Here is an 11,960-nt window from a genome sequence, read left to right on the forward strand (position 1 = left end):
TTATAACCAACCAGCTGCTTTAATTATATCGTGCATACCATTGTCCGATTTAGACAAGTGAAGTTCGCACTCCCTTATTGAAGCCAATGCTCCAGGCAATTTGTGTAACGAAAATCTAGAATCACTTTCAGCTTCCGTAGACATGTATATTTCTAGTCTACGCCGCCAATCAAGAAATAATTCGTCTTTTGAGGAACTGATACCCAGTTGAGAATAGCCAGTTCTAAGTAATTGCAAAAAGTCGAAATCTAGGCAGTATGGAACATCCTCCATAAACCCGTCCGCTTCAAGTATTAGCTTCTCAGCATATGATATAAGCCGATCTAAGCCCTTGTACTTTCTGTCTATCGCGTGGTATATCCAAGTAATATGCACTATACCACCTATCTTACCGTGTTCAGGATTGTGTCTAATTTTATATAAAACATCAAAAAGTGATTGTATTGGTGCTGCTGCACCGAGATCAATTAAACCGTTTTTGTTAATTATGTTGTGTTCGTAGGAGTCAATCATTCTTTGAAACAGGTTCTGCTTATCAATATCTTCATCATGTATTAGATTTAAATTGTAAACTATTGATAAAACTCCACCAAGCCAATGGCTTACACGCCATGGATGTAGCTTGTACTTCAAAGGATATTTCGGTATCAAATTGTTAGAAAGTTTTTCATTTAGTATCCACTGCTTAGCGGGTAAAGAAAGCGAATACTTCGTTTGTAACAGCCTGAGAGAACCAAGTAAGTAAGCGGACAAATGCGGCGACAAGAGTGTTTGATGCAACGAGTTTTCTTTTTCTCCGTACAAACAAACCGATCTATACAGTCGGACTGTGCTATCTGACATCGCAGAATTAACTTTATCAAAATTATCGGATAGGTAAAGGCTATAGATAACATCACACATCGCGAGAATTTCGTTTGGAGTAAGCTCCTCAGTTTCGTTCTTAAAACTAGAGTATGCTTCCGCATATCGTGTGGAGAGCAGCTCATGTGTGATCGCCTTTAAAGTTGATTTCATTACTCAATTCCAAATTTTTTATTTACCAATGTGCGAACAGGGGCTCCTATTTTCGAGCCGTAAAGACCAATAAACGTTAGAAGAAAAACTCGTTTAAGTGCACTAGTTACTCCAACACGAGCAAGCTCTTTAGCAGTCTCATAATACCCCCATACGGCAGAACGAAGAACGGCTTTAAACATTCTGCTCTGAATTCTTGATTCCTCAAGGCTATACAGGTCTTCGATCCCAGATGAGTCAACCCGAGACAATAATTGTGCTTGTTCTTCAAGTTTCAGTTTGCTCATATCTTTTGCTAAAAAAAAGTATCGAGATTGATTAAGAAAGCTTTTTGGATTGTACGACACGCCATCAGTCCTCACAAAACGTTTGTATAGATTCTTTTTCACTGTGAAAAACTGTCCGAATTTAATCATTCGAAGCCATAGATCGTAATCTTGACAATTTACAAATTGAGCGCGATACCCACCTGCCTGCTCATAGTGAGTGCGTCTAAACATAACTTCACCATGAGAAAAATAATTCTCTTTTTGCAATTGTTCGAAGCTAATATCATCGCTTACCTTTTTTCTTTCTCTTTCCGCCCCGTTTTCTTCAACTACATTTGAATAGTACGAGCCCACTACTGCAATATTGGAGTTTGCATCAAGCACGGCTGACTGTTCTTCTAAACGAGCGGGCTCTGAAATATCGCCAGAACCTTGTACACATATGTACTGACCTTTTGCGATATTTACGGCATCGATCATGCCTTGGACAAAACCTTTGTTTTGCTCATGGTGGACCACCACTACTCGATTATCGTCTAAGCCTTTGACTAGGTCATCTAGTAGTACTTGTGTGTTATCTGTTGAACAATCGTTAAATATTATAAATTCAAAATCAACAAAGGTTTGATTCATTATTGACAATATTGTTCGTTCAAGCACATCAGCTCGGTTGTAATAACCGGTTATCACACTTACCTTTGGCGCGTTACTCATAGTCGGTCTTCTTTATTAGAGTGTAAAAATAAATTGCAAATGCGAGACAACATATAATTTGCGCTGAGACGTAAGCGATTTCTGCAAAAAATATGCTTTCAAGTCTGAATAATGCAAAGTTGAAAGCTGTTTGAAAAATGATGACCCCAAGAAGGATGTAAATACATACCAAAGGTCCAAATCTTCCGGTTATGTAACCATAAGATATTTTACAAAAAGCAATGAAGGGCGCGCCGAATAATAAAATTCTAAGAGATTCAAAACTTGCTGCATAATCTGGCAATAGCCTAGCGCCAAAATTGAATTCCAAAAGGATTATTCCTGTAAGGCTAATTACTGAAATTACTCCAATAACAAAAGCGCTAGATTTTAAAACTTCTCTTATGGGCACGGTTTGCTTTTTGTTCGCGCCGCTACTAAATAAAATAAGTGAAAACGCAGTTGCCGCTTCCAGCACAATATCGTTTATTCTGAGGGCTGCAAAGATAATTCCTACGTCTTCAGAAGTGCTATGGAAGCTCGCTGAAAATATTGGAATGCGCGTATTGAGCAGAATCAAAGATAATCCGATACAAAACAATATGCCACTTTTGATTGCTTTGATAAGAGAGACTTTATTTTCAGTTTTTGAAGCTTTTTTTAGAAATAAAACACTACAAACAAGGAGCAACGATAGAACGTAAAAATATAAGAGTTGCTCTTTATATTGATAACCTAGAAACCAAAATAAAGTAATTACAACAACCAAAAATATGAACTTAGGAGCAAGCTCAAGATAATTAAACTTTCGGATGGTTTTTTTACCTAAATATACTCCTTGGTATAATGTGATATATAAAAGAAGTAAAGATGAAAACACTGTTACGAAAAAAAAGCTTAAGTCAGCAGAGGGATTGACTAAGTATGTAATAGTAGCTGAAATGATGAGAGTAACGACGCAAAGGTAAGGTAGTAACTGATGCAAAGCGTTTTCATCTTCGAACAATTTTTCGCTGTTTGCAGCGGTTATTACTAGGTGTTGCTTAATCCCCAAGTTTCCAAAAGCGACAGCTAAATAAATGATCGAAATGAACAATCCATATTCACCCATTTGTGCAGGGTCTAGCAGCAATAAAAGCACGGTAATTGTAATTACCCCGATTGCCTTTACCATAATGCGAGTGATTACGACGCTGAACATCTCCGCCATTAATAAAGACTTTGCCAACTAAATATCCTTAATATCGAACGTATGAGCGGGCTTTATTTCGCCGTTGGTCGATACCAAACGAACTTCGCAGTCCATTAGATAGTTGGTAGCTTCGTAAACCCTATTGCGCGCCAAATGAATCAAATAAAGTACGTCATTGGCCGTTGCATCTCCGCGGTTGACGATAAAATTGGCGTGAAGAGGAGAAATTTCAGCTCCACCTCTTCGAGTGCCTTTTAATCCTACTTTTTCAATTGCGAAACCAGGTGGTCCAATTTCACTGTACATTTTGGGGTTGGAAACAAATACTGAACCACAATTAGGTTGCTTCCTAGGAAATTTTTTGCGGCGCGATGATAATATTTCGAGCATTGTTTTACGAATTTTTGTCTTAGGTGCTGGCGCAAGCTTGAATGACGCTCCAAGTATTATGTGGTTCATCTCTTGGAAGGGAGAGTACCTATAAGACAAATTAAGATCTTTTTTAGCAAAGTCTACTAAATCACCTTCAGTAGTTACGGTATTTATTGTTACTGCGTTTTCACCTATGGCTTTACGCTGGCTTCCGCCATTCATGTACAGTAATCCGCCAACTCTACCGGGAATTCCACAAGTGTGTTCGAAGCCAGTCAAACCTCTTCGATAACATTGGTAAGCTAGTTCTGGCACCCATACTCCTGCCTGAGCTTGCACCATCGTGTCATTAAACTTTATTTCTGAGAAGTCATTTCCAAATTTTATAATAATGTAGTTATAAAATTCGTTCTCAAATAGCAGGTTTGATGTATCTCCGATAATCAAATACTTAATCTTCAACTCGTTTATAAGTCTAATAGCATCAACCACTTGTTCCTCACTGCTCGGCGAGATGACGCATGCAGCGACCCCTCCAATTTTCCAATAAGTCAACGTAGCCAAATTAACATTTAACTCTATATGTCCGCTGTAACGACTTCTAAACTCCTCTAGATTCGAAGAAATTGTGCGTTTCACCGATTAATCCTCTAAAATCTTGATATCGGCACCCAAACCCTTAAGCTTTTCGTCCAAGCGATTGTAACCTCTTAGTGCCATTTCAACCCGTGTAATGACTGACTCACCTTCTGCACAAAGCGCCGCCATCAGCACGGCCATGCTACCCCTTAAATCTGTCGAATGGACGTTAGCTGCCTTAAAATTAACTGGTCCAGTTACTGAAATTTCACCGTGTACTGCACTAATTTTGCCGCCATTGATTTGCTTTTCCAACTCGTATGCATATTCAATTCTTTTCGGATATCGATAATCAAAAATCTTTGAATTACCATCAGAAACGAGTGCTAACAAGGTATAGAAAGACTGCATATCTGAAATAATACCTGGATGCGCTCCACATGCTATGTCGAATGGCTGTGGATTCTTGTAAACACAAAATTCGTGGCGATAGTATATGCTTGATTCATTTTGCATAAAGTCGATGCCAGACTCTTTTAAATGCAGCAATGGAACCGTCATATCAGAAAACGGAACGTTTTTGATTAACAGCGACGATTTGGACATAACTGCCAAGACGAGCCAAGTTAATGCCTCTATTCTGTCGTACATGATGCGTTTGACGCAGCCCTTAAGGTGATCAACCCCATTGATAATAATTTTGCTAGACCCGATCACTGTAATGTCAGCCCCCATTCTCTCCATGAAATCAATTAGATCTTTAACTTCAGGTGTTATGTAAGCATTCGAAATTTCTGTTTTACCTTCCGCAATTGCGCCGCAGAGGATTGCACTTTCAGTTCCGCCAACCGTCGAAATAGGAAACTTGATGTTCGCACCTTTCAATGAGTCGTTTGCTTTAATGTGTATAAAGTTTTCATGTTCTGTAACGGTGCATCCCATTTTTTCCCACACCATTACATGCAGGTCATATCCGCGAGCACCGATTTGACAGCCTCCTGGATAGGGGATGCGTGCTTCACCATTTTTCTTTAACAAACACGGAGCCAATAAATATGTGGTACGAATTGGAAAATTATAGTTGGTTAACTCTTCGTTTCTTAAACTGCTTGCGGATAAGGTCAAATTTTCTTCTGTTCTGTCAACAGATATATTGATCCCTATTTCCTTTAAAAACCTTATTTTATGGTTCACGTCGACCAACTCAGTAGGAAAGTTGGTCAGAGTTACTTCTTCGTCACTCAGACATGCTGCCGCTAAAACACGGGTTGCGGAATTCTTAGCCCCACTAACTGATACTTCGCCAGAGAGTTTCTTGCCGCCATTGATAATTGCTTTCACTTGTTTTCCTTACTTACTATTAGTCAGCATATAAAATATTGCTTTAGGATTTGTAATTAAATATCGCCAAAAGTACTTCCTAGGTTCGTTGAGCATTCTGAAAACCCATTCTAAACCTGCGTTTTGCATCCATTTAGGTGCTCGTGATACCGAACCAGCAAGAAATGCATATAACCCTCCGCAGGTTTTCAACCAACCCACATTTAATTCCGAACGCATTTTCATGCACCAAAACTCTTGCATGGGCTTGCCTAACGCTACCCATACAACGTCAGGTTTTAACTCATTTATCTCGTCAATGATCTCGCTTTCTTCTTCTTTCGAAAAGTAGCCATTTCGCCGTCCTACAATTTTCAAATTAGGGTAAGCACTTTTAATATTCTCAACTGCAATTTTGTTTTCCTGCTCAGTTGCGCCGAACATATAAAATGTTAATCCGGATTCTTGTGCGGCTCTCGCCGCATCGTGAAAGAAGTCGGTGGTTGCAATTCTTTCGGGAATTGTGTTTTTGCATAGTAACTTCGATGCAAATACAACCGACTGACCATCAGCGTGAATAATATCTGCCGACTTCATTGTACTTTGGAATGAAGGATCACTCCCGAATAAAGCTATCCCTTGACCGTTTGACGAAAATACAACTTTTGCTCGTTGCTTCGTTTCCCTCGCGGCTAAGCAATCATTGACCATTTTTTCTGCTAAAGCGGTGTTGCTAACGCAAACTGTTTCCATACCACCAACAACTGCTGTTTTCACGTTTCTAACTCCAAACTATTAATATGATCTTTTAAATTATTGGCAAAGCTTAATAGCTCTGCTGTATTCCATTGTGCAGCACTTAGGTTATCCACGCTATTTAGAAGCGATCTGCAGTGCTTCTCGTTTTCGGCGATATATACGCCCTCTATAGGCGACAAGTATTCTACCGATTTTTCCTGATGCTCGCTTCGATGTTCACCCTGCTCAAACTTTCGCGCGAGTACAACTGCGGGTTTGTTGAGCTTTTTTGCTAATAGAACGGTGCCTATGCCCAAGTGCCCAACAATAACATCTGACATTGACGCTAACTCAAGCATTTTAGATTCGTCGAGTGTTGAGAAATTAGTAAATCGTTGAGTTGTCACCAATTCCTGTAGCGTTTGAGCCATACAGTGATAATCATCATTATTTTCGACGAAAGTGCGAACACAGTTAATCAACCTTGGAAATGGAAATTGAGTTCCTACACTTAAGAATATCGTTTTAGTCAAAATATAGAGCCTATAAACTTAGTTCGTGATGATTCAAGGTGCCGCCATTGAGTAAAAGCCAAGTCAACAAAAAATGACGCTAAAAATCCACTTCTAGATAGCTGATCTGTATTCGCAATGCTATCGACCCAGATTGTTCTTATACCCAAGAGCTTTGCGGCTGATACTGAGACTAAACCAGGCGCAGCACCTGTTGTTATGACTAATTCAGGTTTTTCAGCCCGTAAGATTTTGAAAATTTGGAAAAAGCTTTTCAAACAATCTATTTTGCGTGAAACGTTGCAGTCCTGAATCAGATAATCGTATGGTCGAAGCTCGCTAGAACAAGACAATTTAGTGGCGACAGTGATAACACTAGGTGCCTTAAGTTGTTCAAGTATTAACTCAAGCTCAGACCAGTGTCCCCCGCTCGATGCAATTGCCAGTATTCTCATATCAGTATGAATAAATCCATTTTAAACTCGTAAAAATCAAGATGTATAAAAATAGTGTGAAATCTGCGCTTCAACTCCCATCAACGAATACTATTTAATTCAGTACGCGTGCTTTAACATATTGCAGTTGAAGCTTAAGCGCTCTTAGTGGACTATCAGACATAAAATACTGCAGTAACAATTGTTGAATCCGTCTCTTAAGTGAGTGCTTTCGATATCTATGTTTTAGTATTTTCCGTAACAAAAGCATCTTAGAGTTTTTAACTAGAGACGCAGATTCAAGGGTTATTTGGGGGAAAGTGCTATTCAATTCCAAAAGTAAAAAATCAAAGGCTGTTCGACACCCCCACTTCATTGAATTGTATCGAGCGGCCTCTATGTTTGGTTGCAAGTTCTTAACTAGCATAGCGGCGTCTAGGGATGAATGATGTGGAATATAGCCATCTGAGAAAATATGCAATGCAGAATGTAGCATGTTATGTTCCGAGCAAAGAATTCTAATACGGTCGCTATGAAACGCAGGATGTTTTGCGGATTGCAAGAAAAGGCCTGCATGATCGATTTTAAATAATGCTGGATTTATTAAAGCGAAGTGCACATCGATTATCACGGATGCGTCATTATCGCTAATCCAAGTCGATTCATACGAGTTATCAAGAGGCCTCGCTATCTTCGGCGCGAAGGGGCGTGCGTACTTTGCAATTATATTACCAAACTTATGAAAGTCCTTATCAAGTACTAGAATATCAATATCCGAATTTCCGCGCGGTGATGAAGAGTGGTATAGGCTACCGTTAAACGCAGATGACTTGAGCAATATTATAGTCATTTGGTTCTCTTCAAGGTCCGATACAAGAGTATTGATAAATGATTTGTGCTTTAAGTGCATTGCGACAAGTTGTGCATTAATGTGCTTTAGTCTTTCAAGCGTTTTTGGTGACTCAATTAAATCGCGGCAGTTCGCAAAGAATACGCCAGCGAGTCGTCGCATCTCATCATTTAAGAAGAGCAAGTCGAGGTCGTATTCTGCTTTATGCTCAAGAAAAAAAGTACGAGAAAGGCAGCTGTTTGCAACAAAATTAAAAGACTTCATATTGCAGCTAGCTCGGGAGCACATGCAAGGGTGACCGAAGACGCTATTAATAAATATTGCGTTGGAGTTGACACAGAATACATTCCCTGGTTAGTAAGACACTGAGAGCTTGATTTAATCAACATTGCTAATAAGCATTTTTATCCGTAAAACTTCTAAGCACCGTAAACACCAAAATCTTAAAATCCAACCACAACGACCAGTTGCGGATGTATTCCAAGTCAAACTCAATGCGTTTTTGCATTTTATCCACGGTGTCAGTTTCCCCTCGCCATCCGTTCACTTGCGCCCAACCCGTAATACCAGGCTTAACTTTGTGCCTTAGCATGTAGTAGCTCACGAGTTTACGGTAGGTCTCGTTGTGGGTTACGGCGTGTGGGCGTGGCCCAATTACCGACATATCACCTTTAAGTACATTAATAAATTGAGGAAGTTCGTCTAGCGAAGTTTTTCTTAAAAATGCGCCAAGCTTAGTAATGCGCGGGTCGTCTTTGCTGGCTTGGGTAACCACTTCGCTGTTTTCCATTACCTTCATGCTTCTGAATTTCCACACTTTGATTTTGCGGCCATTCAGGCCATAGCGGTCTTGCTTAAAAATAATGGGGCCGCGTGATGTGCATTTAATCGCAAGCGAAATTGCGAGCAGCGGTATGGCGAGCAGAATCAACGCAATGGTCGACAGTACAATATCTTCTAAGCGCTTTATCACCGCGATACCGCCGGACATGGGGTTGTCGTAAACGCTAATGGTCTGCACGTTGCCTAAATGCGCCATTTGACCGTGCATTAGGCAGTACATGAACAAGTCTGGTACCACATGCACCGTCGCTGTTGTATCCCCAAAGGCTTCTAGCATGCCTTGAATGCGATGTTGCGCCTGAATAGGGAGAGCAATGTAAATTACGTCAAATTCGTTATTACGCGCTGCCTCAACGCCTGCGGCGACGTCGCCTTTTATCATATAGTGGTAGTCGGGGTCGAGGCGCGATATTTTTCGGTCGTCGTAAATGGCATTAAGTTTGTATCCAATTTCGGGGTTGTTTTGTGCTTCTCGCGCTAGGCGAATGCCTTTCTCAGATAAGCCGAATAGGGCAATGCTGCGCGTGTTTAACCCGCGTTTACGCATACTGTGCAAAAATTTCTTAAAAACAGCTCGCCAACCAATAAGTCCGGTAAACCCAACGAGAAACCAAATGCCTAATACGACGCGAGAAAAGTCTTCCGACATTTTGGTGAAGAATAAGCCAACCACCACCAATGCGCCCGCAAGCGACCACGATACAAGGGTGTAAAAGGTAATTTCTGCGAATGCGCCGACGCGCCAACTACGATAAAGAGAGAATGATTCGGCAATTAATGCAAAGCCGATAGAGCCAATGAGCGCCAGCATAAAATACTCGCGCGAATAGTCTTGTTGATACATCAGTGTGGCAAGGTAGATACTCGCATGAATGATGCAAATATCTACTAATCGATAAACAGAACCAAACGTATTGCTGTTATCTTTTATTATCCCGCCTTTAATTCTATCCATATGCTTACTTCCAATGTTATAACGTGCTGCGCGGGTGCATATGCTTCGCACAGCTAAACAAAAGCATCAACTTCATAGTCGACTACTAATTAGTTCGTATACTGCGTCTAGGCTATTGTAATCATTGTTATAGTGTATTTGTGTGACACCTAGCGCATTAACAAACTTGCACATATTGTTAAAGCGAGATTTTTCTAAACCTAGAGGCGAATAAGCGTCTCCAAGCATACTATTTTGCAACATTGCCATAATGGCCATGCTGCTGTTAATCGGTTTTAATCCAATGCCTTTTTCTATCGAAGTCAGATAACCTAGTTTACCTGTAGTTGTAGAAGCTGTCATCAAACGTGTGTTCTTTTCTAGAGAGGCAAGTTTTGCGCCGTTACGGTTCAATACGTATACATCACTAAGCACATAGCCTTGATAAGCGTCTATTTCGGGCAGTTCAAGCTTAAGCTTTGAAAAGCGCTCATGCACTTTACCGCTAGTGCTTGCACTAATATCACCCAAGTGTTGCACAGAATCGGGCCACATACGTGCTCGCGGCCAGCTTGGGTAAACCATAAACCCGCTGCTGGCGTTTGGGTTTTGTGAAGGGCGCGGGTGTAGGGCCAGCATGTCATCTGTTAACCACTGAAATCCGCGTTCTTGCAAATAGGCGCTTAAGGTCGTTTTCCCCATGCCGCTTGGTGCAATCAGTGCAATACATTTGTCATCTTTCACTAGAGCATTGGCGTGAATGCAAGGTATTGCCCGCAGTTCCAACCATATAGCAATTGCAATGGTTTGAAAGTAATGCGATGCATCAGTGCCTGATCTCCAATCGATCACTATTTGCGTATTAGATAGTTTAAACTTGCCGCTACCTTCACACTCTACGTCCAGCACTAAGTCTTGCGATTTTGCACTTTTAAACAGTGATAATTGTGTGTGGTACTTTTCACCTTTGTCTAATAGCGTCCATATCAATGTTGCATCAGCGCTGAGTTCAACTGTGCCTTCTGATATTTGTAAAGAGTAGGGAAGTGGCTCACGCTTATCTGCGTTGAAGATCTTTGATGAGGACTTTTCATCAGGCAAAAATAAATCAACGCCGTGTAACGGCGTTGAGAAGTCTTTATTTAGCATGTCTTAGAAGCGCTGCTAAGCAGCGCACCTATTTTGAAGCTTATCCTTGGAAAGGATTGCGCTTAGTTTGACCGCCTTGCTCGTCTGGAATGCTTCCAGAAAAACCTTGTGTAAGTTCTGCCAAGTCACCAGGGTTGGTAACTACAGGCTTAACGTACTGCTTTTTGCTTTCGTGCGTTGTATTGCTGTTATTCATTTTACGTTACCTTGTATTCTGTCCGTCTTATGAGAAGATTTTTTTGCGAGCTAGTAATAATACACCACCTAGCACCAAACCTAAAGTAGCAGGAGCAGGAACTGATACTGCGTCGGTATCCATTAGGAATACAGCAGATGCACCGTTGTCCAGGCCAGCGCCAAAATCAATGTCAAGCGTATAGAATAAATCGCCTGCGCCACCCATAAGAGGGCTTGAAGTTGTGAACACTGCTGTCATAAAATCAGATACAGGAGGACGACCAACGCCAGAACCTGCAGTACCTTCTTCAACTGGAAGTACGTCAAATACAATACCGCCAGACTCGCCCAACCAACCGTTGATAGAAATACCGGTAATCACTTGCGTTGTATCGTTGTCTAATACCCAGTCACCGAAGAACGAAGTACCGTCAAAGTCACCGAAGGTGTTTCCAGCTTGAGATAATGACCAATCTGCACCGATTGCTGCACCGCTCATGCCTTCAGCATCTACGATTGGGTTACCGGTAGTACCCATTGTAGTGCCCGTAACTTCCCATACTGCGGTACCTGTAGAACCATCGCCGAAGGTAGCCGTTACGGTAATACCAGCCATGTCTGCACCGGTAACGCTATCTGTTACGATAAACGCAGCGCTTGCCATCGAAGATGCGGCCAAAAGGCTTAAACCTACCATTGCTTGTTTCAACATAATAAATATCCTTGTTTAAGTGTGGTATTACGACACCACGTTTTAAATACTACGAGTACAAATAGGTGTGCAAGTTCTAAGCCGTTTTAAAAAAAGTTATAAAATTCATATGGATGCAGCTGGTTAGTCCAGTGTTGCAGCCTGTTAAGTCAACTGGTTGTAAAAAAAA

Annotated in this window: 13 protein-coding genes; all 13 read right to left on the reverse strand. The window is 41.0% G+C overall.

All coding sequences use genetic code 11. The features are described 5' to 3' along the window. Positions 1 to 1,017: a hypothetical protein gene (locus PN836_RS20255; RefSeq protein WP_395341901.1), complete on the reverse strand. Its 1,017-nt coding sequence runs from the start codon at positions 1,015 to 1,017 to the stop codon at positions 1 to 3. Continuing rightward, positions 1,017 to 2,000 (reverse strand): glycosyltransferase, encoded by a 984-nt coding sequence (locus PN836_RS20260; RefSeq protein WP_395341903.1) that lies wholly within the window; start codon positions 1,998 to 2,000, stop codon positions 1,017 to 1,019. Before PN836_RS20260 ends, PN836_RS20255 begins: the two co-directional genes overlap by 1 nt. Further along, the gene (locus PN836_RS20265) at positions 1,993 to 3,207 is read right to left on the reverse strand and encodes a hypothetical protein (protein WP_395341906.1); all 1,215 of its coding nucleotides are present in this window, start codon (positions 3,205 to 3,207) and stop codon (positions 1,993 to 1,995) included. Before PN836_RS20265 ends, PN836_RS20260 begins: the two co-directional genes overlap by 8 nt. Further along, positions 3,208 to 4,182, reverse strand: a complete 975-nt coding sequence (gene murB, locus PN836_RS20270) for a UDP-N-acetylmuramate dehydrogenase (RefSeq protein ID WP_395341908.1) — start codon at positions 4,180 to 4,182, stop codon at positions 3,208 to 3,210. Between the two features lie 3 nt (positions 4,183 to 4,185). Further along, on the reverse strand, positions 4,186 to 5,463 hold the full coding sequence (locus tag PN836_RS20275; RefSeq protein WP_395341910.1) for a UDP-N-acetylglucosamine 1-carboxyvinyltransferase: 1,278 nt from the start codon (positions 5,461 to 5,463) through the stop codon (positions 4,186 to 4,188). Positions 5,464 to 5,472: 9 nt separating this feature from the next. After that, positions 5,473 to 6,219 (reverse strand): WecB/TagA/CpsF family glycosyltransferase, encoded by a 747-nt coding sequence (locus PN836_RS20280; RefSeq protein ID WP_395341913.1) that lies wholly within the window; start codon positions 6,217 to 6,219, stop codon positions 5,473 to 5,475. Beyond that, complete coding sequence (locus PN836_RS20285) at positions 6,216 to 6,713, reverse strand: glycosyltransferase (RefSeq protein WP_395341916.1); 498 nt, start codon at positions 6,711 to 6,713, stop codon at positions 6,216 to 6,218. The genes PN836_RS20280 and PN836_RS20285 overlap by 4 nt, the downstream gene beginning before the upstream one ends. Further along, positions 6,710 to 7,147 (reverse strand): hypothetical protein, encoded by a 438-nt coding sequence (locus PN836_RS20290; RefSeq protein WP_395341918.1) that lies wholly within the window; start codon positions 7,145 to 7,147, stop codon positions 6,710 to 6,712. Before PN836_RS20290 ends, PN836_RS20285 begins: the two co-directional genes overlap by 4 nt. 94 nt (positions 7,148 to 7,241) lie before the next feature. After that, the gene (locus PN836_RS20295; RefSeq protein ID WP_395341921.1) at positions 7,242 to 8,240 is read right to left on the reverse strand and encodes a nucleotidyltransferase family protein; all 999 of its coding nucleotides are present in this window, start codon (positions 8,238 to 8,240) and stop codon (positions 7,242 to 7,244) included. Between the two features lie 127 nt (positions 8,241 to 8,367). Further along, the gene (locus tag PN836_RS20300) at positions 8,368 to 9,774 is read right to left on the reverse strand and encodes an undecaprenyl-phosphate glucose phosphotransferase (protein ID WP_395341923.1); all 1,407 of its coding nucleotides are present in this window, start codon (positions 9,772 to 9,774) and stop codon (positions 8,368 to 8,370) included. Positions 9,775 to 9,846: 72 nt separating this feature from the next. Then, the gene (locus PN836_RS20305; RefSeq protein ID WP_395341925.1) at positions 9,847 to 10,902 is read right to left on the reverse strand and encodes a hypothetical protein; all 1,056 of its coding nucleotides are present in this window, start codon (positions 10,900 to 10,902) and stop codon (positions 9,847 to 9,849) included. Between the two features lie 40 nt (positions 10,903 to 10,942). After that, positions 10,943 to 11,098, reverse strand: a complete 156-nt coding sequence (locus tag PN836_RS20310) for a lasso RiPP family leader peptide-containing protein (RefSeq protein WP_395341927.1) — start codon at positions 11,096 to 11,098, stop codon at positions 10,943 to 10,945. 27 nt (positions 11,099 to 11,125) lie between these two features. Continuing rightward, entirely contained in the window at positions 11,126 to 11,791 is a 666-nt protein-coding gene (locus PN836_RS20315) for a hypothetical protein (RefSeq protein WP_395341929.1), read from the reverse strand. Positions 11,792 to 11,960 lie beyond the last annotated feature (169 nt).

The sequence above is a fragment of the Ningiella algicola genome, from assembly GCF_028401415.2.
GTDB lineage: Bacteria > Pseudomonadota > Gammaproteobacteria > Enterobacterales > Alteromonadaceae > Glaciecola.

Bases quoted from the DNA above. Each gene is read 5' to 3' on its own strand.
- PN836_RS20255 (WP_395341901.1), bottom strand. From the start codon at position 1,017: ATGAAATCAACTTTAAAGGCGATCACACATGAGCTGCTCTCCACACGA.
- PN836_RS20260 (WP_395341903.1), bottom strand. From the start codon at position 2,000: ATGAGTAACGCGCCAAAGGTAAGTGTGATAACCGGTTATTACAACCGA.
- PN836_RS20290 (WP_395341918.1), bottom strand. From the start codon at position 7,147: ATGAGAATACTGGCAATTGCATCGAGCGGGGGACACTGGTCTGAGCTT.
- PN836_RS20295 (WP_395341921.1), bottom strand. From the start codon at position 8,240: ATGAAGTCTTTTAATTTTGTTGCAAACAGCTGCCTTTCTCGTACTTTT.
- PN836_RS20300 (WP_395341923.1), bottom strand. From the start codon at position 9,774: ATGGATAGAATTAAAGGCGGGATAATAAAAGATAACAGCAATACGTTT.
- PN836_RS20305 (WP_395341925.1), bottom strand. From the start codon at position 10,902: ATGCTAAATAAAGACTTCTCAACGCCGTTACACGGCGTTGATTTATTT.
- PN836_RS20310 (WP_395341927.1), bottom strand. From the start codon at position 11,098: ATGAATAACAGCAATACAACGCACGAAAGCAAAAAGCAGTACGTTAAG.
- PN836_RS20315 (WP_395341929.1), bottom strand. From the start codon at position 11,791: ATGTTGAAACAAGCAATGGTAGGTTTAAGCCTTTTGGCCGCATCTTCG.